This window comes from Streptomyces sp. NPDC002446 (genome assembly GCF_053595675.1).
In genome coordinates this window covers 1-22,784 of record NZ_JBSFYC010000070.1, presented here as the reverse complement: position 1 = coordinate 22,784, position 22,784 = coordinate 1, and the positions used below count along the sequence as shown (strand labels likewise).

Annotated in this window: 21 protein-coding genes and 3 pseudogenes; 10 read left to right on the top strand and 14 right to left on the bottom strand. The window is 69.3% G+C overall.

Features of this window, described 5'->3' with window-relative positions:
* Positions 1 to 297 precede the first annotated feature (297 nt).
* A complete protein-coding gene (locus ACWD6P_RS29930; protein ID WP_451447298.1) occupies positions 298 to 822 on the bottom strand; it encodes a MarR family winged helix-turn-helix transcriptional regulator in 525 nt (174 codons plus the stop codon).
* A gap of 52 nt (positions 823 to 874) precedes the next feature.
* On the opposite strand from ACWD6P_RS29930, the gene ACWD6P_RS29925 reads away from it, so the two are divergent.
* The 3 genes from ACWD6P_RS29925 to ACWD6P_RS29915 all read left to right on the top strand — a co-directional run bounded on the left by ACWD6P_RS29925 (position 875) and on the right by ACWD6P_RS29915 (position 7,892).
* A complete protein-coding gene (locus ACWD6P_RS29925; protein WP_451447315.1) occupies positions 875 to 1,801 on the top strand; it encodes an EamA family transporter in 927 nt (308 codons plus the stop codon).
* A 737-nt stretch (positions 1,802 to 2,538) separates the two neighbouring features.
* Positions 2,539 to 6,660: an SNF2-related protein gene (locus ACWD6P_RS29920; protein ID WP_451447297.1), complete on the top strand. Its 4,122-nt coding sequence runs from the start codon at positions 2,539 to 2,541 to the stop codon at positions 6,658 to 6,660.
* Positions 6,657 to 7,892 (top strand): hypothetical protein, encoded by a 1,236-nt coding sequence (locus tag ACWD6P_RS29915; protein ID WP_451447296.1) that lies wholly within the window; start codon positions 6,657 to 6,659, stop codon positions 7,890 to 7,892. The genes ACWD6P_RS29920 and ACWD6P_RS29915 overlap by 4 nt, the downstream gene beginning before the upstream one ends.
* A gap of 127 nt (positions 7,893 to 8,019) precedes the next feature.
* Here ACWD6P_RS29915 and ACWD6P_RS29910 read toward each other — a convergent pair whose 3' ends face one another.
* Positions 8,020 to 8,556, bottom strand: a complete 537-nt coding sequence (locus ACWD6P_RS29910) for a hypothetical protein (RefSeq protein ID WP_451447295.1) — start codon at positions 8,554 to 8,556, stop codon at positions 8,020 to 8,022.
* A gap of 88 nt (positions 8,557 to 8,644) precedes the next feature.
* Positions 8,645 to 9,118 carry a hypothetical protein gene (locus ACWD6P_RS29905; protein WP_451447294.1) on the bottom strand — a complete coding sequence of 158 codons (474 nt, stop codon included), beginning with the start codon at positions 9,116 to 9,118 and terminating at the stop codon, positions 8,645 to 8,647.
* Between the two features lie 357 nt (positions 9,119 to 9,475).
* Here ACWD6P_RS29905 and ACWD6P_RS29900 point away from each other — a divergent pair, with 357 nt between their 5' ends.
* The gene (locus tag ACWD6P_RS29900; protein WP_451447293.1) at positions 9,476 to 10,171 is read left to right on the top strand and encodes an SDR family NAD(P)-dependent oxidoreductase; all 696 of its coding nucleotides are present in this window, start codon (positions 9,476 to 9,478) and stop codon (positions 10,169 to 10,171) included.
* Positions 10,172 to 10,365: 194 nt separating this feature from the next.
* Here ACWD6P_RS29900 and ACWD6P_RS29895 read toward each other — a convergent pair whose 3' ends face one another.
* Together ACWD6P_RS29895 and ACWD6P_RS29890 are read right to left on the bottom strand one after the other, a co-directional pair.
* Positions 10,366 to 10,989, bottom strand: a complete 624-nt coding sequence (locus ACWD6P_RS29895) for an HAD family hydrolase (RefSeq protein WP_451447292.1) — start codon at positions 10,987 to 10,989, stop codon at positions 10,366 to 10,368.
* A 7-nt stretch (positions 10,990 to 10,996) separates the two neighbouring features.
* Entirely contained in the window at positions 10,997 to 11,755 is a 759-nt protein-coding gene (locus ACWD6P_RS29890; protein WP_451447291.1) for a DeoR/GlpR family DNA-binding transcription regulator, read from the bottom strand.
* Positions 11,756 to 11,827: 72 nt separating this feature from the next.
* Here ACWD6P_RS29890 and ACWD6P_RS29885 point away from each other — a divergent pair, with 72 nt between their 5' ends.
* The 4 genes from ACWD6P_RS29885 (at position 11,828) to ACWD6P_RS29870 (ending at position 16,032) form a co-directional block, all read left to right on the top strand.
* A complete protein-coding gene (locus tag ACWD6P_RS29885) occupies positions 11,828 to 13,015 on the top strand; it encodes an MFS transporter (RefSeq protein ID WP_451447290.1) in 1,188 nt (395 codons plus the stop codon).
* Positions 13,016 to 13,381: 366 nt separating this feature from the next.
* Positions 13,382 to 13,642 (top strand): hypothetical protein, encoded by a 261-nt coding sequence (locus tag ACWD6P_RS29880; protein WP_451447289.1) that lies wholly within the window; start codon positions 13,382 to 13,384, stop codon positions 13,640 to 13,642.
* A gap of 820 nt (positions 13,643 to 14,462) precedes the next feature.
* On the top strand, positions 14,463 to 15,230 hold the full coding sequence (locus ACWD6P_RS29875; protein WP_451447288.1) for a MerR family transcriptional regulator: 768 nt from the start codon (positions 14,463 to 14,465) through the stop codon (positions 15,228 to 15,230).
* A 343-nt stretch (positions 15,231 to 15,573) separates the two neighbouring features.
* Entirely contained in the window at positions 15,574 to 16,032 is a 459-nt protein-coding gene (locus ACWD6P_RS29870) for a hypothetical protein (RefSeq protein WP_451447287.1), read from the top strand.
* Positions 16,033 to 16,164: 132 nt separating this feature from the next.
* Here the strand turns inward: ACWD6P_RS29870 and ACWD6P_RS29865 are convergent, their stop codons facing one another.
* The 6 genes and pseudogenes from ACWD6P_RS29865 to ACWD6P_RS29840 form a co-directional block, all read right to left on the bottom strand.
* Positions 16,165 to 16,713 carry a GNAT family N-acetyltransferase gene (locus ACWD6P_RS29865; RefSeq protein ID WP_451447314.1) on the bottom strand — a complete coding sequence of 183 codons (549 nt, stop codon included), beginning with the start codon at positions 16,711 to 16,713 and terminating at the stop codon, positions 16,165 to 16,167.
* Positions 16,714 to 16,723: 10 nt separating this feature from the next.
* Positions 16,724 to 17,134, bottom strand: a complete 411-nt coding sequence (locus ACWD6P_RS29860; protein WP_451447286.1) for a PhzF family phenazine biosynthesis protein — start codon at positions 17,132 to 17,134, stop codon at positions 16,724 to 16,726.
* 236 nt (positions 17,135 to 17,370) lie between these two features.
* Positions 17,371 to 17,697 (bottom strand): annotated as a pseudogene (locus ACWD6P_RS29855) (GNAT family N-acetyltransferase); the annotation flags it as partial.
* 142 nt (positions 17,698 to 17,839) lie between these two features.
* Positions 17,840 to 18,118 (bottom strand): hypothetical protein, encoded by a 279-nt coding sequence (locus ACWD6P_RS29850; RefSeq protein ID WP_451447285.1) that lies wholly within the window; start codon positions 18,116 to 18,118, stop codon positions 17,840 to 17,842.
* Between the two features lie 643 nt (positions 18,119 to 18,761).
* On the bottom strand, positions 18,762 to 19,172 hold the full coding sequence (locus tag ACWD6P_RS29845; protein WP_451447284.1) for a hypothetical protein: 411 nt from the start codon (positions 19,170 to 19,172) through the stop codon (positions 18,762 to 18,764).
* A 507-nt stretch (positions 19,173 to 19,679) separates the two neighbouring features.
* Complete coding sequence (locus ACWD6P_RS29840) at positions 19,680 to 20,216, bottom strand: hypothetical protein (protein WP_451447283.1); 537 nt, start codon at positions 20,214 to 20,216, stop codon at positions 19,680 to 19,682.
* 304 nt (positions 20,217 to 20,520) lie between these two features.
* Here ACWD6P_RS29840 and ACWD6P_RS29835 point away from each other — a divergent pair, with 304 nt between their 5' ends.
* Positions 20,521 to 20,589: a hypothetical protein gene (locus ACWD6P_RS29835; RefSeq protein WP_451447313.1), complete on the top strand. Its 69-nt coding sequence runs from the start codon at positions 20,521 to 20,523 to the stop codon at positions 20,587 to 20,589.
* Positions 20,590 to 20,643: 54 nt separating this feature from the next.
* Here ACWD6P_RS29835 and ACWD6P_RS29830 read toward each other — a convergent pair.
* Positions 20,644 to 20,826, bottom strand: a pseudogene (locus tag ACWD6P_RS29830) (DUF6207 family protein); the annotation flags it as partial.
* Positions 20,827 to 21,168: 342 nt separating this feature from the next.
* Here ACWD6P_RS29830 and ACWD6P_RS29825 point away from each other — a divergent pair.
* Entirely contained in the window at positions 21,169 to 21,321 is a 153-nt protein-coding gene (locus ACWD6P_RS29825; RefSeq protein ID WP_451447282.1) for a hypothetical protein, read from the top strand.
* Between the two features lie 76 nt (positions 21,322 to 21,397).
* Here the strand turns inward: ACWD6P_RS29825 and ACWD6P_RS29820 are convergent, their stop codons facing one another.
* Positions 21,398 to 21,847, bottom strand: a complete 450-nt coding sequence (locus ACWD6P_RS29820; protein WP_451447281.1) for a nuclear transport factor 2 family protein — start codon at positions 21,845 to 21,847, stop codon at positions 21,398 to 21,400.
* Between the two features lie 374 nt (positions 21,848 to 22,221).
* A pseudogene (locus ACWD6P_RS29815) lies at positions 22,222 to 22,745 on the bottom strand (DEAD/DEAH box helicase family protein); the annotation flags it as partial.
* Positions 22,746 to 22,784: the final 39 nt, after the last annotated feature.

Sequence of the window (22,784 nt, the reverse complement as noted above, 5' to 3'; positions counted from 1 at the left end):
CTCAAGGCGTCCATGTCCGGGTGGCCATCGACCGTGGCAGGGCTCGCCGGTGCCGTCGTGGTCGCCTTGGTGGGCAGGCTGTGGCATCGGCAGGCCGACCTGAGATACCGATACCGAGAGAAGGCGCGCGCCCTCACGGAAGAGCGCAAGGGCACCGGCAGCGGGACGTCGTAACCGTTCGCGAGCATCGCCGATGGGGCGCCGGGCCGGGCCGGTCCGGGGCTGGGCTTGTCATGTTGCCGACCAGGCGCCCGTCGGCGGTCTGCGGCTGCCGCGGGGTGGGTCTGAGGCGGTGGGTCACCTGCTGTCGGACGGACGCGGATTTTCCATGCGGGAGAGCCAGGTGGTGAGCAGCCCTTCGAGTGCCTGGGTTTCGGCGGGTGTCAGCAGGTCCAGCAGGCGGCGTTCGTTGCGCATGTGGTCGGTGAACGCCCGGTCGATGAGTTCGCGTCCGGGCCGGGTGAGGGCGACGATCCGGCCGCGCTGGTCGTCGTCGGAGCGGCGGCGGGTGACGAGTCCGGCGCGCTCCAGGCGGTCGATTCTCTTTGTCATCGCGCCGGTGGTGACCATGGTGTGGGCGGCGAGTTCGCCGGGTGCCCGTTCGTAGGGCTCACCGGTGCGGCGCAGTGCGCACAGGACGTCGAACTCTCCCTCGCTGAGTCCGTAGCGCCCGTAGACGAGGCAGAGTTCCTCGGTGAGCTGGTCGGCCAGGCGGTGCATTCGGCCGATCACGCCTTGCGGAGCGATGTCGAGGTCGGGTCGTTCGCGGCGCCAGTCGGCCTGGATGCGGGCTACGCGGTCCAGTGGTTGCGGGTCGTCCATGGACACCATGGTAGCTTCCCAGGAAGCTATATTGTCTTCCATGGAAGCTAATATGCGATGGGTGGCACTGACCGCTGTCGCGCCGGTGGCCTGGGGAGCCAACTACTACGTCACCCATGAATTTCTGCCGTCGGACCGCCCGCTGTATGGGGCCGCCCTGCGGGCGTTGCCCGCTGGCCTCGTCCTGCTGGGCCTGTGCAGGCGGCGACCGCACGGCGCCTGGTGGTGGCGGTCCGCGGTGCTCGGGCTGCTCAACGTGAGCGTGTTCTTCGTGCTCGTCTACGCCGCCTCCCAGTTGCTCCCCACGAGCATCGCCTCGACCGTCATGGCGGTGTCCCCGCTGGCGATGATGCTCATCGCCTGGGCCCTGGTGTCCGAGCGCCCCGGCCTCGCGCACCTGGTCGGCGCCGCGATCGGGCTCAGCGGGGTCTGTCTCATGCTGCTCACGGGGGCGGGAGGGGTGAGCGTGCCGGGAGTCCTCGCCTCGGCCGCAGCCATGCTCGTGTCGTCCTTCGGCCACATACTGACCAAGCGGTGGAACACCGGTGCCGATGTGCTCGCCTCGACCGCCTGGCAGCTCACCGCAGGAGGACTGTTCCTGCTGCCGGTCGCCGCAGCCGTGGAGGGCCGTCCGCCGGCACTCTCCACACCGGCGCTCCTCGCGTTCGGCTACGTCACCCTGGTCGCCACCGCGCTGGCCTTCGCCGCCTGGTTCACCGGACTGCGGCACCTGCCCGCAGGGACAGTGGGCCTGGTCGGACTGCTCAACCCCGTTACCGGCGTGCTGCTCGGCATGGTAGTCGCCGAAGAGGAGCTGACCGCCCAGCAACTGTGCGGGCTGGCACTCGTCCTGGCCGGAGTCGTCCTGGGCCGGCCCACACGCGCGGGCGCGGGCCGACGCGGCAGCAGCCAGGCCCCTCTCCAACCTGTACCCGACGAGCGTCCCGTCCGCGAGTCCTCTACCTGCAATCCCCGGTGAGGATCAGAGACACGGGGGCAGACGCATGGACAACTGCTGTCGAGCGGTTCGAGGAAACATGCGGTTCGAGGAAACATGCGGGTTCGCGGTGTTGATGGCTCGGTGCCTGGTTCGGGCCGGCTGATCAAGTGGCTTCGGCCATCACGTAGTTGTGGGCGACGCCACGGCGTGCGGCGGGACGGGGCCCACCCTCGTCCGCGCCGCCAAGCCCGCCACCGACCGACACTGTCATCGGCCCGGACACCGTCACGACCCCTGTAGCGGCAGAAGGGCACGCAACCGGCCCCGCTCCGCCGTCAATGCCACCGAGCTGGATTGACCGGGCTGCCGGGCCTCCGGGCCGCCGAGCCGCCGGGCACCCAGCGAACCGGCCCCCGTCCCGTCTGGCCACCACGATGGCTCCGTCCTGGAGAACCCGCATGCTCAGTGCCGAGGCAGGCAGACAGGCAGACAGGCAGGCAGGAGGGGCGGGCGGGCGGAGACGGACGGACGGTTCAGCGGCGGGTGGGACCAGGATGCCGGTCATGCCTTACTGTGGCGGTGTCCTTGCCGTGAGTGACTGCGGTCCGGCACTGACGCGTGGGTGTTGAGGAGTGGGAGTGGGTTCTACGGCCGTAACCGGTCTGGAAACGTCGCTGGCGCCTGGGACTGGAGAGCAGGACGCAGCGGCGCTGGACGGCGATGGTTGGCATGAGGCGCTGAAGAGGCTCGTCGGATCGGAAGCGTACGACGCTCCGATGGCACAGGACGCGGTTCGGCGCTGCCGGTCCGGGCTGCTGACCGTGCACGACATACGGCTGGTGCTGCTGGCTACGGGAGATGCTCCGGGCTGGACACCGGCACGGCGCGCGGTGATCGAAGTCCTGGCCGGCGACCCGGAGCGAGCCAGGCAGGTCCTGCTCCTGCACACCCAGATCGAGGTGTGGCCGCCCCCGAAGTACGAAGAGCCCGGGCAGACAGGCAACGCCAGCCCTCAGGTCACCTTCGCCGCCGTGATCGGCCCCGCTGGCGCGACAGTCACCGGGCCTGCACAACATGCCCGCACCGGCCGCGAAGCCAAAGCCCGGGCCGCGCTCGCCCTACTGGCCCGGCTCGCCGGTGTCGCGCTGCCCGGCGACGACCTGGCAGGCAGCGAGGCGGAACGCCTGGTCCTGCCCGGCATGCTGTCGGAGGTGTTCGAGCACCGCCTCCGTTCTGCCCTGGAGTCAGGACAAGGGCCCGACGCCGAACTCAAGGACGAGGCGCTGCGCCGCGCGCACACCGGACGGCTACGACACCGCGAAATGTATCTGCTGCTCCTCACTGTTTCTGGCGAGGCGTGGAAGCCCGTACGGTCGGCGGCACTTCAGCGAGCTGCGGGGATGCCACCAGCTCCGGCGCAGCTGCTGCAATGGCACGCCGAACAGCACGCCGAACAGCACGGCGAGGACCACGGCTTGTCGTACGAAGAGGAGCCACCCGACGAGCAGGGCCGCCACCGGTTACGGGCCCACTTGCGGGCGGATCGGACGTGGACAGGCTCGGCACGCTCCGCCTTGTCACGCAAGACAGCCCGGCACTACGCCGCGTGCGCCCTGCTCGCCGAACTGGCCGGCCTGCCCGAGCCGACAGCGCAGGTCGAGGACAAGCCGGCCCAGACACTGAGGATCACGATCCCGGCGCAGGGCCAGGATCCGGTCAAGCACCTCAACAAGCACCACCAGCGGGAGGTCATCACCAAGCCGGAAGCGCGCCTGCGCGCGCTGGGCCCGCGCGTGGAGTGCACCTACTCCTGCCAACACCTGGCAACCGAAACCCAGGTGCGGGCGACCGCAACCGGCCCGGAAAAGACCGCGGCCCGCCAGGCAGCGGCGCTGAAACTGCTGCGCAAGCTCAGCTCCCTCGACGGCACCGCACCCACGGCTGGCCGCTCCACCCCAGACGCACCAGACGCACCAGACGCACCAGACGCCCCAGACGTCCCAGCCGCCCCGTCAGCGCCGGCCCGGACGCGAGACGTGGAGCATTCTCTGCTGGAAGTGGGGGAGCGGACGGCGCAGGCACTGCTGTCGGAGGCGCTCTCATCCGGCTGTGCGCTCGCGTTCGTGCCTGGCGACGCCGACCGGGCGGCGTCGTGGTGGCTCCAGGACAACGGGCGGCGGGCACTACCGATGACCGGCCTGCCGGCCCCGCTCGCCGCCAGGCGCCTCCCCGATAGCGCCGCCGGCTGGTGGGCTCCGGTCATGGAAGGCCTTCCGGTCCTGCGCCGGGCCGACGCCGATACGAGCGCGACGGTGGTGTTCTGGAAGCGCGCGCTGCACATCGCCCTGCAGCTCGTCCATGCCCAGCTGATCTACCCCGCCCTCGACGACCACGAGCGGGCGGTGTGGCGCGTGGGCCCGATCCCGGCGGACGCCGAAGACGCGCTTGCGGCCCTTGCCGCAGCCACGCCGCCCGGCGCCGTACCCCCCGGAGTCCCGGCCCGCCAAGTGCTCGCCGACTTCTGCGATGCCGTGGCCGACGCGCTCGTGCGCACTCCGGCCGCCGACCTGTTCGGCGCCGGTCCATGGACGGCCCCCGAACCACGACCCGTTGACCGCGTGGACCTGGGCGGGGCGCGGAGGTGGCTGGACGGTGTGGAAGACCAGGTCGACGGCGGCCCAGCCCCGCTGCTGATCCTGCGCGTCCAGCACCCCGGCGACGACGAGGCCGCGTGCGGCCGGCTCACCGCCGACCTCCACCTGGCGCCCGCCGACGCGGGACCCGACACCGCATACGAAGTGCCTGCCGCTCACATGTGGTCGGGCACCGCCCGCCTGCACGGCGAGACAGCGGCCGCAGTCCGCCCCCGCGTACGGAGGGCCTTGCGGCGGGCCGCCCGCCTGTGCCCGGCGATGGCCGCGCTGGCCGGGGCGGACAACCCGCAGCGCTGCACCCTGCACGCCCTGGCGATCGAGGCGCTGCTGGAGCAGGAGCCGGAACTCACCCGCAACGGCGTGCGGATCGTATGGCCCGAGCGGCTGCGCACCGCCCTGCAGACGGCCGCAGTCGTCGGGACCGAAGAGAAGGCCGGCGACGGCGCCGCCAACCGTCCGGCGGGCACAGGGGAGCGGCCGCGGTTCACCGTGACCGCGATGCTGGACTTCCGGTGGCAAATCGCCCTGGACGGAACGGAGTTGAGCCAAGAAGAGATGGACGCCCTCGCCGAAGCCGCCCGACCCCTGGTGCGGGTGCGCGGACAGTGGGTACTGGCCGACCCGGCCCTGCGACGACGAGCACGCCACCGCTTCCTGGGCCGACTTCCCGGCACTCAGGCGCTGACCGCCGCCCTGACCGGCACCATCACCGTTGCCGACGACGTCGTGCCCTGCCGGCCCGTCGGAGCGCTCGCCGACATGATCGACGTACTGCGCAAGGGCGAGCAACACCCCGACGCCGTCCCCGTCCCAGGAGGGTTACGGGCGACACTGCGCGACTACCAGCAACGGGCCCTGACCTGGCTGACCCGCACCGCCGACTTCGGGTTCGGCGCGGTCCTGGCCGATGACATGGGCTTGGGCAAGACCCTCACGGCGCTCGCGTTCACTCTCCACCACCAGCAGCACACCCCTGGACCGGCGCTGGTGATCTGCCCGGCGTCCTTGGTCACCACCTGGTGTCGCGAAGCAGCCCGCTTCGCTCCGGAGCTGCGAGTTGTCGCCTACCACGGGCCCGACCGCACCCTGGAGCAGGTCACCGACACCACGCTGGTGGTCACCACCTACGGTGTGCTGCGACGTGACCAGGCCCGCCTCGCCGCCCGGCACTGGGCGCTGGTGATCGCCGACGAAGCTCAGCACGCGAAGAACCCCACCTCCGCCACCGCCCGCCAGTTGCGTGCCGTGCCCTCCACCACCCGCCTCGCGCTGACCGGCACCCCGGTGGAGAACAACCTCTCTGAGCTCTGGGCGCTACTGGACTGGACCAACCCTGGCCTGTTCGGATCGTTGAAGGTGTTTCGGTCCCGATGGGCGAATGCGGCGGAGAAGGCCCCGGATTCCGCAGAGGCCGCCGAACTCGGCCGGATCGTCGCCCCGTTCCTGCTCCGGCGCCGCAAGACCGACCCCGGTATCGCCCCGGAACTCCCCGACAAGATCGACCGTCCGCATCTGATGCGCCTGACAACCGAGCAAGCCGGCCTCTACGAGGCCGTCGTCCGCGAAACCCTCCAGCAGGTCCGGATCACCCACGGCATCGAACGCAACGGCCTGGTCTTCAAGCTGCTCACCGCGCTGAAACAGATCACCAACCACCCAGCCCACTACCTCCGCGAACAATCGCCCACCGCAACCGAGTCGGCCAGGTTCAGCGCACGCTCAGCCAAGACGGCGGCCCTCACCGAGCTGCTGACCACGATCCGGGACCGTGGCGAGTCTGCCCTCATCTTCACCAGCTACGTCACCATGGGCCACCTGCTCACCGCCCACCTCGGCCACCTCGGGCACAAACCGCTCTTCCTCCACGGCGGCACTCCGCTGGCCGAGCGGCAACGCATGGTCGACGCCTTCCAGGCAGGCCGGCACCCGGCGATGATCCTCTCCCTCAAGGCGGCTGGCACCGGCCTGACCCTCACCCGCGCCAGCCACGTCATCCACTACGACCGCAGCTGGAACGCCGCCATCGAGGACCAAGCCACAGACCGCGCCCACCGCATCGGCCAGCACCAGGCCGTCACCGTCCACCGCCTGATCACCGAGCACACCGTCGAGGACCGCATCGACGAACTCCTCACCCGCAAACGCGCCCTGGCCTCCGCCGTCCTGACCAGCGGCGACCACGCGCTCACCCAGCTCACCGACCGTGAACTCGCCGACCTCGTACACCTGGGAGGCCAGCGATGAACATCCAGCACACCACCAACGGATGGGCCCGCGCCCTGACAACCGCTCTGACCGCGTCCGTCGGAAACCCCGCGATCCTCAACGCCGGACGGCGCCTGCTCACCACCGGCACGGCCGGCCCACTCAACGTCAACCAAGGCTTCGCCACCAGCAAGTTCCCACTGCCTGAGGGCCGGGTAGCCCGACCCCGCCTACTCGTTGCCGAACTATCCGACCAACAGTGGGACCGCATCGAGGACGCGATCACCGCGCGCCCCGACGCTGCACAGATCGCCGGCACCGCCGCCATCAGCGACCGACTCGCCGACCCCGCCCATACCGCCGGCATCCCGCTCGTCCCCGCCCCACAGGACATGTCCCACACCTGCAACTGCACCCCCGAAGCCACCAGCGCCCCGTGCGTACACTCCGCTGCCGTCGGCTGCCTCCTCGCCGACCGGATCCGCACCGCACCCGCCCCGCTGTTCACCCTGCGCGGCCGCCCCCACCAGCACCTGAAGAAACGCCTGCGCGCCCACCCCAAGGCGGCAGCGGCCCCCAAATCCACCACTCCGCTACCCGCCCCTGCACCTCCTGCGGCACCGGCCACGCCCGACCCGCCGTCCGCCACCATCCCCGCTCAGATCGCCGAACCCACAGCGCCGATCCCCGAACCGAACGACCTCGACCTCACCACCACACGCCCCGCGCTCACCGGCTCCCTCACCACACCCCCGAGCCCACTACCGGAACTTGAGGCACAGAAGGCGCTGGTCGCAGACGCCGCGTACCGCGCCGGGACCCTCCTAGGCGGAGACGAACCACCGCTCTGCCCCGACGCCGGCAGCGACCTCGCCCGGTTCGTCACCCTCCCGCACGGCGTCCCCTTCCGCGACGCCGCCATGTGCCATCTGGACCTGGACATCGTCACCATGGGCCATCTCACCCTCGCCTACACCTACGGCGGCCCAGGCGGGGCCGCCACCTACCTTGAGCCGCTCACCGTCGACCACGACCTCCTCGCACACGCTCAAGCGGCCATCCAGCCCCATAGGCCCGCCGCCATGGAAACGGTCGAATACGAGGACAACCGCATCACCGACGCAGCCGCCGGCATCCAACTGCGCTACGGGACCGACGGCCGCTGGTACCCCTACCGCTCCCGATACGGCGCCTGGCAACCCGCCCCCGGCGTCTCCACCGACCCAGCGGAGGCATACCGCGCCGCCCACACACACCTCCGCAGCCGGTAGCAGAACGTGCCGCTCCATTCCGATACGAGCTCCTCGACGCTCGACGCTCGACGCTCGACGCTCGGCACTCGGCTTGCGGCTGGTCGGCTGGTCGGCCGAGGGGCGGAGCGGTCCGAGAATCGAACCGTCAGTCTTCGGCCGCGCTGGACAGAGCTTCGGCGATCATGCGGGTGGCGAAGTCGGGGTCGTCGGTGATGCGGTTGATGTGCTCCGCGAGCAGGAAGGCGGTGACTTCCAGGGGAGTCATCTCCTCCTCGGTCCAGTCTCCGTACTGCTTGCGCCACAGGTTGGGGCTCAGGCCGGTGCCCGCGGCGACGACCAGGCCGACCATGGTGGGGACGGCCTCGGGGCGGACGCTCTTGGGCATCATCCGCATCGTGGCCACGAGGTTGGGCACCACGTACTCGATGACGTCCTTGCCGTGGTCCTCGTGAGCCTCCCGCAGCCACTTCATGAACAGGAAGATCAGTGTGCACGCGCCATCCAGCACGTCATTGGCTTCCTTGGGGCCCAGTGACGCAGTGAACTGGTCGATAAGCGCCTGTTGTTCGGGGTCGATCCCGGTCCTGCCGTCGCGGATGCTTTTGAGCCGAGAGTCGATCATCATGAGTGCTGCGCCCACATCGCCGGCGGGAGCGTGCTGGGGGCCGTAGGGCGATGACACAGGATTCCTCCTCAGGTACCGCGATGGACAGCACGGTGTGTCCGTACAGTAGTCGGCCGATGACACGAGGGTCGGTGACTTATCACCTTTACGGCGACGGAGCGGTGGGGGGTACCTGTGCGCACCCAAGGGTTCCACTCGTTCGATGCTCGTCGCACCCTTGGGTGACGCAGGTGCACAGATCGCCGTCGGTGACGTGCTCGATCCGCGCCTCGTGGGAATTGCCGCCGGTACCGGACGTGATGACCCGCAGGCGGTCAACTGGTCTCCTTCCCCCTCTCTCCGAATCGCCGGAGTGTCCGCGTAGCGTTGCAGTGGCGATGTCCAGCAAGTCCACTACGGAGCCGGCGCAGCTGCTCGCCGGTGCCGCCAGGCACGTCTCGACAGGCAGGGCGTCCGCGACCGTCAGGTAGACGAGGTCGGGCCGGGAGTACGAGCCCGCGATGCTGACGGGGACGAGCGCGATGCCCTGGCCGGAGGCGATGAGCTCGAACTTCTCCTCCAGCGAGGACGTCCGCCGCGTCCTGCCGTCGAGGATCGGTGAGGCGCGTCCCGTTCCCACCAGCGCAGCGGAAAGACATCGATCTCGACCGTCGGATAGCTCGCCGTGAACGACCGGACCGCGTCCGACACGTGCAGACCGGGCGAGAAGCCGACGACGAGCCGCTGCTCGCCCCGCTGCGCTTCGCGCACGCGCCGCAGTGTCACGTCCACCACCGTGGTGATTCTTGACGCCTCGTCATACAGCTGTTTCCCCGCGGCGGTCAGCTCAACGCTGCGCGTGGACCGCGTGAACAGCGGACATCCCAGCTCCTTACTCGGAGACTTGCAGCGTGATCGCCACAGTCACTTCGCCGGCCGACGACGGCTGTGAATGACGCTTCACGAACGTCCTGACGCTTGCCCCGAGAGGAATCACATGACCAGCACCCGCAAGACAGCCGTCATCATCGGGGCTTCACGTGCCCTGGGCCTCGGGCTCGCCGCCGAGTACCTCCGCCGCGACTGGGACGTCATCGGCACGGTCCGCGGCAGCCGACGCACCGGGCTCCACGACCTGGCCGAAGCCTCCGGAGGGCGGCTGACCATCGAGTCACTGGAGATGACCGAGGCGGAGCAGATCTCGGCGCTGCGCGACCGACTTGCACGGCGCACCCTCGACCTGCTCTTCGTCAACGCGGCCATCACACGCGGCGATTTACCGATCGGCGAAGTGCCGACGGACATGTTCACCGAAGTCATGATCACCAACGCGCTCAGCCCGATGCGTGTCGTGGAGACCCTCGGCCCGCTGGTCACGCTGACCGGGACCATCGGCGTCATGTCCTCCGATCAGGGAAGCATCGCTCTGAACACCGAAGGCGGGCAGGACCTCTACCGAGCCAGCAAGTCCGCCCTGAACCAGTTGATGCGCAGCTACGCCGCCCGCCACGCCGAGGACACGCGGACGCTGCTGCTCATGGACCCGGGCTGGGTCCGCACCGAACTCGGCGGACCCGACGCCGATCTCAGTGTGGAGGAGAGCATTCCCGGGGTGGCCGAGACGATCGAGCGCCACCGGGGGGAGCCCGGCCTCCACTTCCTTGATTACCAGGGGCAGATCGTGCCTTGGTAGATCTGGGGTTCCGCTGCGGCCGCGGGGTCAGCGGTCCGCCCCGTGCACGGGGACTGCGGGTGGCGAGGTCGGCCGGACGGCTTCACCGCGCCGCGGACGGCTTCACCGCGGCGCTCCTGATTTGCGCGCAGAACCCGTCCCGACGGGGCCCGTGGCGGAGCGGAGCGTTATGGCCGAGATGGCTTGGCGTAGCGCTATGGCCGGGATGGCTTGGCGTAGCTCTGGCCGAGGTGTGCTCGCAGCCGGGCCGAGGTGGTGAAGAGGTGCCCCCGCATGCCGACGGCCTCGGCTGCCCGGATGTTGTCTTGACGGTCGTCGACGAAAAGGACGCGGTCCGGCGGCACACGCAGGGCACGTTGGCACCACCGGTAGGCGTCCGGGTCGGGTTTGGCCCGGCCGATGCGGCAGGACAAGGCGCATACCTCAAAGCGTTTGAGCCATGCGTGGTGTGCTTCGTAGTGGCCGGCCAACTCTTCGGGGATGTTGGACAGGAGCGCGATCCGCCGGTCCTGCGCGGCGAGTTCCTCGATGAGATCGACCATGGCGTCGTCGACGCCACTCCAACTGGCGATGTCGGCCGCGACGAGGCGCTCGATCAGGTGGTCGTCGAAGCGGGTGCCCAGCGTCTTGGCCACCCTGCGCCAGTAGCCGGGGCCGTTCACCTCACCGCGGTCGTATGGCGGACGCACCGTCCAGTAGGCGTCCCAGAGATCGGGCGCGGGTATGCCCGCCGCCCGGACGATCCGGTCCTTGCCCTCGGCGGACTGGTGGCGCGCGATGACGCCGAAGAGATCGAAGAGAAGCACGGTGCCGGTCATGAGGTCCTCACACCTTCCGTACGGTCACGCCCGCCGTGCTCAGCCGGTCGGTCTGGTCGTCGGGAGCGGACTCGTCCGTGACGACGGCGTGCAACGCAGAGGCCGGGGCGACGAAACCGAGGGCGGTACGCGAGAACTTGGCGGCTTCCGCGACAGCGATGACCCGGCGGGAGGAGGCGATCGCCGCACGCTTGACGGCGGCGTCGTCCAGGTCATAGGCGGTCAGGCCGTTGTCCGCGTCCAGTCCGCAGCAGCCGATGATCGCGGTGTCGAAACGCAGGGCGGCCAGCGACGCCGCGGTGAGGGGGCCGGTCAGCGCCAGCTCGCCCGGCCGCGGTCGGCCGCCGGGGACCAGCAGAGTCAGCTGCGGGGCTCCAGTCAGCGCGTTCACGGCGTGCAGGGACAGCGGCAGCACGGTCAGCCGTCGGTGCTCCAGGGCGCGGGCCACCTCCAAGCACGTGGTGCCGCTGTCGAGGGCGACGGACTCGCCGTCGGCGATCAGCCGAGCGGCCTCGGCGGCGATACGCCGCTTGGCCTCCAGGCCCTCCTGGGCCCGCAGCGCGAAGGGCGGCTCCTCACCGCGCAGCAGCAGGCTCCTGGCTCCCCCTCGATAGCGCTCCAGCACCCCTTGCGCGGCCAGGACTTCGAGGTCGCGACGGACGGTCATCTCCGAGGCTCCGGTGAGCCCGGCCAGTTCCGCGACGCCGATGCTGCCGGCTTCCCGTACGGCGTCGGTGATCTGCCTGAGTCGATCTGTACCAGCCATACCCAGATTGAACATCAATGCTGTTCGAAAGACAATCTTTCGAAAGAGGATTGTGTTCTATATGTTCGATGCATGGAACAAGACCTGCGGGCCGGTCGGCTCGCCACCTTCGCCTACTTCTCTCTCAACGGCTTCCTCATGGGGATGTGGGTCGTCCACATCCCCGGCATCGAGCACCGCGCAGGAATCAGCCATGCCGTGCTCGGCTGGCTCCTGCTGCTCCTGGGCGCGGGAGCCTTCGCCGGCATGCAAGCCGTCGGACCGCTCACGGACCGCTTCGGGGCCCGCACCGTCGTCCCGCTGAGCGCGGCACTGTGCAGCGCGGCCGTGGTCCTGCCCGGCCTGGCGGCGAACGTCTGGACGCTGGGGGCCGCGCTCCTGGCGCTCGGCGTCGGCAACGGCTGCCTGGATGTCAGCATGAACGCCCATGCCGTCCAGGTCGAGCGCGCTTACCGGCGACCCGTCATGTCCGCCTTCCACGCCGCCTTCTCCATCGGCGGTGTCCTCGCTGCGCTGGCGGGATCCCGTACGCTCAGCCTGGGCTGGAGCCCCGCGGTAACGCTCGGCGCGGTGGCGCTCGGCGGCCTGGCCGTCGCCGCGCTCGCGGCCCCCGCACTGCTGCGCCACGACGCCGTCCGCCCCTTGGACGACGTCACCCCTGCCACGAAGACCCGCCAAAGGACACCCCGGCGCATCTGGATGCTGGCCGCGCTGGCATTGATGATCATGCTGTGCGAAGGCGTGGCGAACGACTGGAGCACCCTCCATCTGCGCCAGGTCCTCGACGCGACCGCCGCCACCGCCGCCCTCGCCTACGGGGCCTTCGCCACCGCCATGACCGTCGGCCGACTCCTCGCCGACCGGGCCACCGCGCGCCTCGGCCCCGTGGCCATCCTCCGCTACGGCGCATCCGTCGCCGCACTCGGACTGGCAGCCGCGGCCCTCTCGCCCTGGATCCCCCTGGCCCTGGCCGGCTGGGCCGTCTTCGGGGCAGGACTGTCCGGCTGCGTTCCCCAACTCCTCAGCGCCGCCGGCCATTCCGACCAGGACGCTGCCGGCGTCAATGTCTCCCGCGTCGCCGGACTCGGTTACCTCGGCATGCTCGCCGGGCCCGCCGTCATCGGCCCGCTGACCCACGTCCTGCCGCTCAACCTCACGTTCCTCCTCCCCGTGGCGTGCTGTGTCATCGCCGCCTGCCTCGCCGGCATCCTGCGGTCACCCCACCCGGCCCCCGCTCGTCTGGAGGCCGAGGCGGTATGACCGACAACCACGACGTGAGCCCGCACCCTGGCCGGCTCCGTACGCTCACGGTGAACTGCGACGGTGAATCCCTCAGTTGCGCAAGGGCCGATGCCGTGAGGATGGCCGCGGGCCCGCGCACCTGCCCTACGGCCGTCCTGCTGCACGGCGCCGGCACCAGCGACAAGACACGCCTCACCGGCCTGATGACGGACTTCGCCGCCCGCGGACACCACGCCCTGGCCTACGACTTCTCCGGACGCGGTGACAGCTCCGGCACCCTCGAAGACCTCAGCCTGCAGCGCCGCTTCCACCAGGCCCGTGCCGTGATCGACACACTGCGTTCCCGCCGAGATCGGCCTCGTACTGATCGGATTCAGCATGAACATGAGCGGACAGACCGTCGCCGACCTGGTCGCACACTACGGCTCACGGGTGGCCGCCATCGGGCTGTGCGCACCGGCGGTCTACGCCGCCCGCGCATGGACCGTCCCCTTCCGCGCGGGCTTCACCGAGATCATCCGCGCTCCGGAGAGCTGGCGAACGTCGTCGGCTCTGGAGGTCTTCCGATCCCACCGCCCCCTGTCCACCCGCGCCGTACTGGCCACACCGGCCAACGACGCGGTGATCCCGCCAGCCGTCACCTAAGCCGTCGCCGCCGCCCTGGGCACATCCCGATCGAGCTTCGCCCGGCTCACCTACCCAGAAGCCGACCACCGGCTCGGGCAGTGGTTCGCCCACAACGCCGCCCCCCCCGCGGACGCTTCGTCGATGCCGTACTACGAGGCACAGGCGGCACACACGCGCCCCGCCCGCCCCAACAACCAGGATGAGACCCCCGGTACGCCGGCGGCACGCAAGGCATCAGCCAACGTGTTCTGGCAGATCGACAGCAGCAGGCCTTGGACTCACCCGTGGTCCTGGGGCCGAAGCGAGCGAGCGCTGGACGACACCCCAGGGCCTGTCCATTGGGTCGGATGACGGGGTCCGACAACCGGTCGTTCCGCAGGTCGTTCCGCAGGTCGTTCCGCTTGGTGCGGGGCGGGGTGATCCGTCGGACGCGGAGTGGGCTCGACTGGAGCCTCACTTGCCGTGGCCACCAGAGTGGTCACCAGATACGACAAGAGAGCGTACGTCTTTCACGGCACGGTCACCCTCGCCGCGATCCGGCTATGGCTCCGCTGACAATCCACCGACAGCCCTCGGCTCACGCCCGTCGAGTACCGAGGGACTCCTGAGGGCGCCCAGCCCGGCTCTGCCCCAAGGAGACCGCCGAGGGCTTTGAAGACGCCCCCCTCAGCGTTCTGAACGTCGATCTCAACGTCGCTCTCAACGTTCTGAACGGTGCCACACGGAGCGCCACCAAAGGGTGCCTGCCGCCAGTCTCCGACTTGCGCATTCCGCTGCGTCAACTTCTACGGTCTTCTCTGGGGCCGGAAAGACCGGCCCGGCGATGGGAGGCAGGGCAATGGCTTGGTCGATCGCGGACGTGGCCCGGATGTCCGGGGTGACGTCCCGGACACTGCGGCACTACGACGAGATCGGCTTGCTGCCGCCGGCGTGGATCGGGAGCAACGGGCACCGCTACTACGAGGAGGCCGATCTGCTGCGGTTGCAGCAGATCCTGCTGATGCGTGAGCTGGACGTGGGGCTGCGCGAGATCCGGGCGGTCCTGGAGAGCCAGGTCGATCAGGTGGCTGTGCTCCGCGAGCATCACCAACGGCTGCTCGCGGAACGGGACCGGCTGGAGACGCTCGCCCGTACGGTCGGCCGCACCATCGCCGAACTCGAGGAAGGCAAGGACAACAACGACATGGTGAAGATCAACAGGCCGGAGAACCTGTTCGAGGGCTTCGAGCCCTCCAGCCCCGAGACCGATGCCGAGGTCCAGGAGCGGTGGCCGCAGGCGTGGGAGGAGTCCCGGCAGGCCGTCGAGAAGATGACCGCCGAGGACGCGGAACAGTGGCAGCGCGAGGTGACGGCGCAGATGATCCGCATGGCGGAGTTCATGGCGGCCGGCACACCGGTTGCCGATCCTGCGGTGCAGGCCGAGGTGGACGCTCAGTACCAGTTCGTGTGCCGGTACTGGACCCCGAACGCGGCCGCCTACAAGGGGATGGGCCAGCACTTCGTCGATGACCCGCAGTTCCGCGCGAACTACGACAAGATCGCCGACGGGCTGGTCGACTACCAGCGCGATGCGATGGTCTTCTACGCCGATGCCCGGCTGAGCTGACCAACGGATCCGCCTGCCGGGGGCTGCAGACCCCGGCGGCAAGCCCCCTCCGCCAATCCTCTGCCGCGCTCATTGTGGATGCTGCCAACATAATCGGCGACCGCCGCCTACGAACGCCTCGAACGCCTCGGCCTGACTGACCAAACACCTCTCTGGAGCACACCTCTCTGGAGCGGCGCGCTGCTCTACCTGGCGAGTTCAAGGTGCTCGGTCAGCCCCCGCAGGTCGTACCAGGCACTGAACCGCGGTTTCGGCGCAATAGGACTTCGAGGGAGCTCCGGAAACTGTCCACTGCCCTCCTCGGAGAGGCCACCACGGAACGGGACGGCCAATATCGGCGGACGTGTCTGCGCCGCAGCGAATCCCGCGCGCTGAGCGCTGGATCGCTCTGGCTCAGGACCGGGCAGCAGAGTCGGCGGACGGTGCCGCCTTTGCCGACGAGTTCGCCGCGATCTGGCGGCGAGCCGACCGGCTGTGCCGGGTCCAGCGGGCCAGCCGTACCGTGCTCACGCGTCGTGGTGACGCCATGCTCTTGTCGGAGTTTCTGCTCACCCGAGTCGTTGAAGTCGCTGTCCACGGCCTCGACCTGGCTGATGCACTCGGACGCGAACCCTGGCTCACCTCATCGGCCAGTGACGCCGTACTGGAGCTGCTTCTCGGCGCACAGCAAATGGCGGCCGCCGACAAATTGGGTTGGAGCCATCCGCATTTCCTGCGCAAAGCCACCGGACGCGAGCCGTTGGACGAATCAGAGACCGCGCAGATCGAACATCTCGGCATCCGATGGCTCGCCCTGGGCTGAGACCTGTACTCGGTTGCCACCCCGCCAAGATCACCCCCGGACTCGCGGCCACGCAGCCGGCTGTGGACTCCGCATCAGCCAACGACACACATCAACCAACGGTTGATGATGATCCTCAGGAAACGGCCCAGCTCAACCGGACGGCGTGACCGAGGACCACACGCCGAACCACTGCTCGGCGCCGTACTCCTCGAACCGCTCCACCTCGGTGAACCCCAGCTTCGCCGCAAGGCGCATCGCGCGGTCGTTGGCGGTCTGAGTGCAGAGCACCACCGGCTCGCCGGGAAGCGTGTCAGCGAACCAGTCGAGTACCGCTGCACACGCCTCGGCGGCGTACCCGCATCCCCACGCCTCCGGCAGGAACATGTAGCCGAGCTGAGCCTCTCCGGCATCCGGAAGGACATGACCGGGATGCTCTGCGTCCCGCCGATCGAGCGTGATCATGCCGATCATCGCTCCGTCGAGCTCGATCACAAAAAGGCCCGGGCGCCGCCCGGGCACCTCCGGCATCGCGCGTTCGAGCTCATCACACGGCCGAGGCCCACCGATGTAGGTGCCCACCTCCGGCGATGCGAACAACTCGATGAACGCCGCACGGTCCCGGGCCTCGGACTCGCGGAGCACGAGCCGTTCGGTCCCTATCGGGGCAGGTGGCCAGGCGCCGGGCCCGAGTTCAGTCATGCCGGGCAACCTATCGCACGCCGGTGAGAGTGATCCGAAAGAGACGGCCTGGGCCCGCCCGGCGGATCTTGTGACCGTCGCGGTCTCGGGGCGTCGGCACGGTCATGGAACGGGGAGACCGTGCTGCCGTGCTATCGCAGTGTGCGCGGCGGAACCCATCCGCTCGCGCATTGATCCACGTGAAGCCGCCGGCTCGGCCGACAGGAATGCTCCCCACAGGAAGCTCCAGCCTCACCAGACCGAGCAGCCAGGCCACGCCGACGAGCGGGTACCCGGCGAACGGTATTCGGAGCTCTGGCGTGTAGATGTCCACGAAGCTCCGGCCCGCATCGTCGACGAAGACCGTTTCACTGAGTCCCAGCTCCCGGGCGAGGGCTTGTCGGGACCCCTCGTCGGGGAAGGCACGGCTATCGCATACCACGCCCAGGACTTGCCGTGGCTACTGTTCGAGTCGCAGACGACGCGAAGCAAGAGGGGGTCAGGGGTCACCTTGGCACTCGAAGCGTCGTCAGATCACCGGTTCCTGCTGTCCGGTCTGGCGGGGCCGGGCAGCTCTGTCACGGTTGCATCGACCGCGCCGGCGGCGGCACCGTCACTTCCGGAGTCAGGCCGCAGTTCAAGGCGGCCGCCACCTCGGAGAGATGTCTCACCGTGGCCCGCTGAGAGCCGCCGTACGTGCAGGTGGCCATCGCGAGGGAAGGAAGGCGGCGCCGCGGGCAGGATGCTGCCGAGTGCGTACCGGCTCTTCTGCGCAACCCTGCACGATGCCAGGTTGTCCACCTGGTGAAGGAGTTCGAGACGCTCCAGCCCGTAGGCTCCGAAGGTGTCGAAGGCCCAGCTGGTGAGCGCCTCCAGAGCGCGGGGAGCTACTCTCCGCCCACGCGCATGTGCCGCCGTCCAGTAGCCCACCTCAGCCTTCGGCGTGACGGGGTTGACTTCCTTGAGCACCACTTGGCCCACCAGCTGTTCGCGAACTGTCGGCTGACGCCGGCGCGCTGGGGTCAGCCGATAGCCAGCCCGCCCGCCCGTATCCAGCCCGCCCTGGGACAGCGGCGGCTGTCCCACGCCCGGGAGACGCAGGCGGCCCCAGCGCCTCGCCGGCCCGAATCCGTTGTGGAGCGCAGGGTCAGCGTGGGATCAGCGAGCCCTCTCCCGTGACCGTCAGGCGTGCCTGACGGCCGCCCGGCGAGCAGTTGCGGCCGTTGGGATAGGTGGGCTGCGGGGTGATACTGATCTGTCGGTCGAGCACGGTGGCGCCCCGCTGGTTCTTGAACACCAGCGTGACGCGTATCGGCTTCCCTGGGAGGTCACGTACGACCGCGAAGCCAGGCCAGATAGAGGGCTCGGGAGTCTGGGCGTTCCTCGCCGCCGGGCTTTCTGCGGCGGTAGGGGATTCCGTGGTCATCACGGGGTTCCCTGGGGTCGCCGGTTCTTCCGACAGGGTCTCCCGCAGCCGCAGTGTGCGCTTTTGGCATGCGCCGTCCCAACAGGCCGTAAGCGTCGCGTCGGCCACCCTGTTCGCCAATTGCGGGTGGACCTTCACCCGGATCCCCGCGGGCGTGTCCGTCAAAGTGCAGGGATGGGCGTCTCCCGCGGAACCCCCGCACGCGGTCAGCAGCACCAGAGCCGCCAGCGGTACCGCCCTTCCGACGTTCTGTCTCACACTGGCTCCTTGGTAACCGTCTGCGTCTTGATCACAGCCACTCATGCTCGCATGGCAGCTGCACCAGGTCGCCCGACCTGGACCGTCGCGGCCATCACCTCCCCTTCCGCTGAGTCAGGTCCGCGCGGATCGCGGCTGGGTACGGAGCCGTGTACCTGCCTGAGCACACCGGGGCGTACACCGACAGCACTCCGCCATACACCGGCGCTGGTGGTCCCCGCACATGCGAGGTGAACCGACCGACCTTGCACTGCTGGTTGACCCACGGGTGAGATGCCGACCAGCTCCGCCCAAGCTCAATCCAGCGCTGTGACCATCACCTAGGCCTGCACGCCGGCTCCTGCCCAAGGCCGCGACGAGGCGGCGATGGTGCCACGGCGGGCGGTCAGCGTGCGCGCTTGGGGCGCCGGGGCTTTGGGCGGCCAGGCCAGCTCACCCAGCGCAGCGCCCCGGCCTCCTCCGGCGGCAGCAGCCCCGCGCCGATGAGGGCTGCCCGGCCTGCCTGCTCCGCACCGATCCGGTAGGCGCTTGCCCAGGAGTCCGTCTCGTGGAAGTAGCCGTCCGTGAGCAGTACCGAGGCCGACACCCCGCCGAGCCCTTGCGCCAGGCCCTCCCGGATCGCCGGGAGGAATTCGGCGGGCAGCCGCTGCTCGGTCACAGCGCTCAGCAGTTCCAGTCCACCTTCGCTGCCCGGAGGTTCGAAGTCTGCGTCGAAGCGCGCGAACGGCCCGCAGCAGCCGCGGTTCATCAGCACGCAGACGCTTACGCCGGGCACGGGGACAGGGAGTCCGGTCATGGGGCCACGGTAGGGATGCAGCCATCGTGCGGCCAGCGGATTACACCGGGGTGCGGCCCGTTGCGCTAGAGACAGCCGTTGCGCATGGGGGTTTGCGTTGCCTCCATCTGAGGGTCTTCGAGAGCTTCGATCGGTAGGTCGTGCACAGCGGTTTCCTCCGGCGCGTGGCGAGCGTGCGGTTCGATTTCAAGCAGCCAGAAGCAGCCAGAAGCAGCCAGAAGCAACCACAAGCAGCCAGAACGGCCATGACGGGGTGACACGTGTGGTGCACGGGCTCGGCGGAAGACACATTCGCAGGAGGCCGCCCGGGGAACGGCGACCGGCGACCACCGGCCTCGCGGTCGGCGGCGGCCGGCCCGGGGCGCGCCGGGCGCGGCCAGACACGGGGCGGAGACAGCTGACAGCGCGTGCGGGCTGAAGGTCGTCGGCGGGCGCCGGTCGACTGGCCGCCGGGTGGCGTGGGCGCGGAGCCGTCCGTCGGGCGGCTCCGCGCGCGGCGTGCTGGGTTCAGTCGGTGATGTACCAATCGTTCTTGAGGTACTCCAGGGTGTAGTTGCCGAGGTCGCTCTCGGAGAAGGTGGCGGAGGCCCTGACCGCTTCGACCGGCATCTCGATCTTTTCGGGTGTGCGCACGGCGATGCGCTGGGTGTCGACCGTCGCGGTTTTCAGGGCCTTCTTCTGCGCGGCCGAGATCATCTGGAACACAGCGGTGTACGTCGACGTGCACGGGCCGAGCCCCTGGTTCTGTGCCTTCTTCGCGGCGGGCCCGGCCACTTCGCAGACCATGTCGATGTCTTCACGGCCCAGGGCGTGGAGGTACTGCTCGTACCGCTGGATCGCGCCCTCCTTCGTCCTGGGCGCGGGCCGGTCGCCGGTCGGCTCGGCCGGCGGCTTCTCAGTCCGAGCGGGCTCGGACGGTGTGGCCGACGGCTCTTCGGCCCGCGTGGACGCGGTCGGCTGCGAAGGCTTCGCGTCCATATCCTCCTTCTCTTTGTCCGGACCGCATGCGCACGCCACCAGCGCCACACAGGCCGATACCGCCACGCTCACCATCGTCCGCGCTCTCATGCGGTCCCCTCACCATCAGCCGACAACACGTCAAGAGGTCACGCAGGATCCGGGGGAATGGTTCCCGAGCCGGTGCAGGCGGTGTGCCGCCTGGACACGGTCGTGCAGCACCGGCGCTGAGTTGCGCCGGACGTTGACCTGCACCTCGGGGAGGGGGCACAGCATCAGCGGCATGAGGCAGCCACTGAAACGCTGACCAGACTCGTATGACCTTCCCGGTGAGTGTCGAGAACGTCCGTTGCTCAAGGCGAGAGGCTCAGCGTTCACTTGGGAACAGGCCGTGGAGGCGCTTATGGCCGGGGTGGAGGCGTGCTACATCTGTCGTCCGGAATCCGGCCTCGGCCTTTGACGCTGCACCGGCCATGGCGGTGTCGCCAGGGCCAACCGGGCGAGGAACCGCCGCGTATACGCGGGCGTGGACGCCCACCCCTCCGGGCACGCGCCGCACGCGGGCGACTGCGAAAGTCGTCCACAGCGCATTCAGGTCCGTTATCGCGGCCTGAGCGGTTGCCTCATCGGCGGCGGTGATGTCGAGCACCAGCAGACCGGGTTCGCCAAGGTGCTGCTCGTCGATTCGTTCGTCCATGTCTCCACCCACTCGTACGTCCATGTCTCCACCCACGCTGCATGTGCGGGCCGCAGTTCGCCGGCGCGTGCAGCACCACCCCTGTGGGTGACTGAAGAGGCTGGGGGTGCGTTCGCCTCAGCCATTGGGGAGTCGGCGGTGAACGGACCGACCCCCGTGACCCCCGTGCTGATCTGAGAGGCCGGCAGCAGTGGGCAGTCGATGACGCTTGGGCTCAGGCAGGAGCATGTCGGTCAGCTGAGGTAGTTCGTCAGCCCCTGGTCGTCCTCGGCAGGGGCCGCTGCGGGTAGGTCAGCGATTGAGGTTGCGCGTGGGGCGGAGCTGGGTCCGTATGCACAGCTCTTGGACTCCGAGCGGCTGGTGCCCAATGTGCACCGTGCCTACGCCGAACACCACGGCACGCCGCCGGACGAGCGACTGACCGTGACGGACATGGAGGCCGCGTTGAACGACATGTTCACGTTCCACGGCGGCCGGCCCCCCTGCCTGGCCTGAGCACCCCCCCCCGCACCACCGCTGCCCACACGCGGAACCACAGCACCCGCCCAACGGGAGCCGCCCCTCGTCGTGTTCACACCAGGTGGTCGGGAACCACCTTGCGCCACTTGGTGCGCAGCTCACCGTCCTCATACGTCAGGACGTCGCTGACGAAGCAGCTCGGCCCCACCAGCGGTGTCCGGTCACCTGGCGTGGTCTCCAGCACCAGGGCGTAGTACTCGGTGCGGATCGTGCTGTCGTCCTGGGGGAAGATCTCCAGCATGTTGAACCAGTGACGCCGCTGCACCGGGGCGCTGCGCTGCTGGGTCTTCTGGTACGCGCGGACCGCTTCGGCGATGGCCGGCCGGCCCGTCAGCGGCGCGGTGCCCGGACGGTTGTCGAAGACACCGCCCTGGGTGAACGTGTCGGCGAACTCGTTGGCCTGCATGGTGTCCAGGCGGCGCATCTGGCCAGCGTAGAACTGCTGGATTGCCACGTAGAGCTCGGCGAGCGACGCGGTGGTCCCTACAGGCGTGCTGGTCACAGGTTCTCCCAGAGGTAGGACGTCACGAATCGTGCATCGCGCCCGGCGTCAGCGCCGGCGACGCACGGCCCTCGCTCCACACGGCCCTCGCTCCACACGGCCCCCGCTCCACGCGGTCCGTTGTCTGGCCAGAGCCGTCGTCGTCGTTGCGGGTGCCGGGCCGTCGAGCGGCGAAGCAATGCCGGGCGAGCACGCCAGGAAGACCAGCCCAAGGTGGTCGGTGCCACCGTGACGACGACATTCCTGCCAGCCATGCCGACATCCGGCCCGTCGCAGCGCGATACGCCGCATAGTTTCAGACCGTCACTCAAACATCGCTGGACGCAGCGTGGAGGCCATCTCTTGCACCGGCCTCAGCGGTGTCGCCAGAGCCGGTCGTGGATTGCTGCCCCGGGTTGTCGGAGGTTGCCTGCCGGTTCCGTGTGCTTGGTTGATGGTGGCGAGGTTGAAGCCGTCCATTCGGTGTCCGTAGAGGTGTTTTCCGCCTGTTAGGGCGGTCTCTGGTGGCCCGCGGACGTGTCCCTGCCCCATTGGTGCGTCGGTGTCCTGGCGGTCGACGAGGGAGGCGTATGTGGCCGCCACGACCACAGGTCCGCGCCCTGTCCACAGCGTGAGCTGGATGGGGTTGGTGGTGGTGCGTAGCCCGAGCCGCTCCAGGACTTCATCCTTCTCCAGCGAGCACACAGCGATCATGGGGGAGCGGTGGCCTGCCAGGCGCCACGCCGCGGCGGTCTGGGCGAGTAGGTCCAGGGTTGGGACGGTGACCAGGATCCGGCCGCCTGGGAAGCACCCCAGCGTCGACGCAGCCGCGTGATCGTCTTCCCCGATCCGGTCGCGGACACGATCGTGCCCAGCACCCCTGAGCGGGCACAGAAGATCTTGCAGAGAATCCGACCAATTTACGAAATCTTTTTCTGGCCCATTTGGACTCGCGAAG

What these genes read in the sequence shown, in the direction of transcription:
- ACWD6P_RS29930 (WP_451447298.1), bottom strand. Translation starts at nt 822, where the DNA reads ATGGACGACCCGCAACCACTGGACCGCGTAGCCCGCATCCAGGCCGAC.
- ACWD6P_RS29925 (WP_451447315.1), top strand. Translation starts at nt 875, where the DNA reads ATGCGATGGGTGGCACTGACCGCTGTCGCGCCGGTGGCCTGGGGAGCC.
- ACWD6P_RS29920 (WP_451447297.1), top strand. Translation starts at nt 2,539, where the DNA reads ATGGCACAGGACGCGGTTCGGCGCTGCCGGTCCGGGCTGCTGACCGTG.
- ACWD6P_RS29915 (WP_451447296.1), top strand. Translation starts at nt 6,657, where the DNA reads ATGAACATCCAGCACACCACCAACGGATGGGCCCGCGCCCTGACAACC.
- ACWD6P_RS29900 (WP_451447293.1), top strand. Translation starts at nt 9,476, where the DNA reads ATGACCAGCACCCGCAAGACAGCCGTCATCATCGGGGCTTCACGTGCC.
- ACWD6P_RS29895 (WP_451447292.1), bottom strand. Translation starts at nt 10,989, where the DNA reads ATGACCGGCACCGTGCTTCTCTTCGATCTCTTCGGCGTCATCGCGCGC.
- ACWD6P_RS29890 (WP_451447291.1), bottom strand. Translation starts at nt 11,755, where the DNA reads ATGGCTGGTACAGATCGACTCAGGCAGATCACCGACGCCGTACGGGAA.
- ACWD6P_RS29885 (WP_451447290.1), top strand. Translation starts at nt 11,828, where the DNA reads ATGGAACAAGACCTGCGGGCCGGTCGGCTCGCCACCTTCGCCTACTTC.
- ACWD6P_RS29880 (WP_451447289.1), top strand. Translation starts at nt 13,382, where the DNA reads ATGAGCGGACAGACCGTCGCCGACCTGGTCGCACACTACGGCTCACGG.
- ACWD6P_RS29875 (WP_451447288.1), top strand. Translation starts at nt 14,463, where the DNA reads ATGGCTTGGTCGATCGCGGACGTGGCCCGGATGTCCGGGGTGACGTCC.
- ACWD6P_RS29865 (WP_451447314.1), bottom strand. Translation starts at nt 16,713, where the DNA reads ATGACTGAACTCGGGCCCGGCGCCTGGCCACCTGCCCCGATAGGGACC.
- ACWD6P_RS29850 (WP_451447285.1), bottom strand. Translation starts at nt 18,118, where the DNA reads ATGACCACGGAATCCCCTACCGCCGCAGAAAGCCCGGCGGCGAGGAAC.
- ACWD6P_RS29845 (WP_451447284.1), bottom strand. Translation starts at nt 19,172, where the DNA reads ATGACCGGACTCCCTGTCCCCGTGCCCGGCGTAAGCGTCTGCGTGCTG.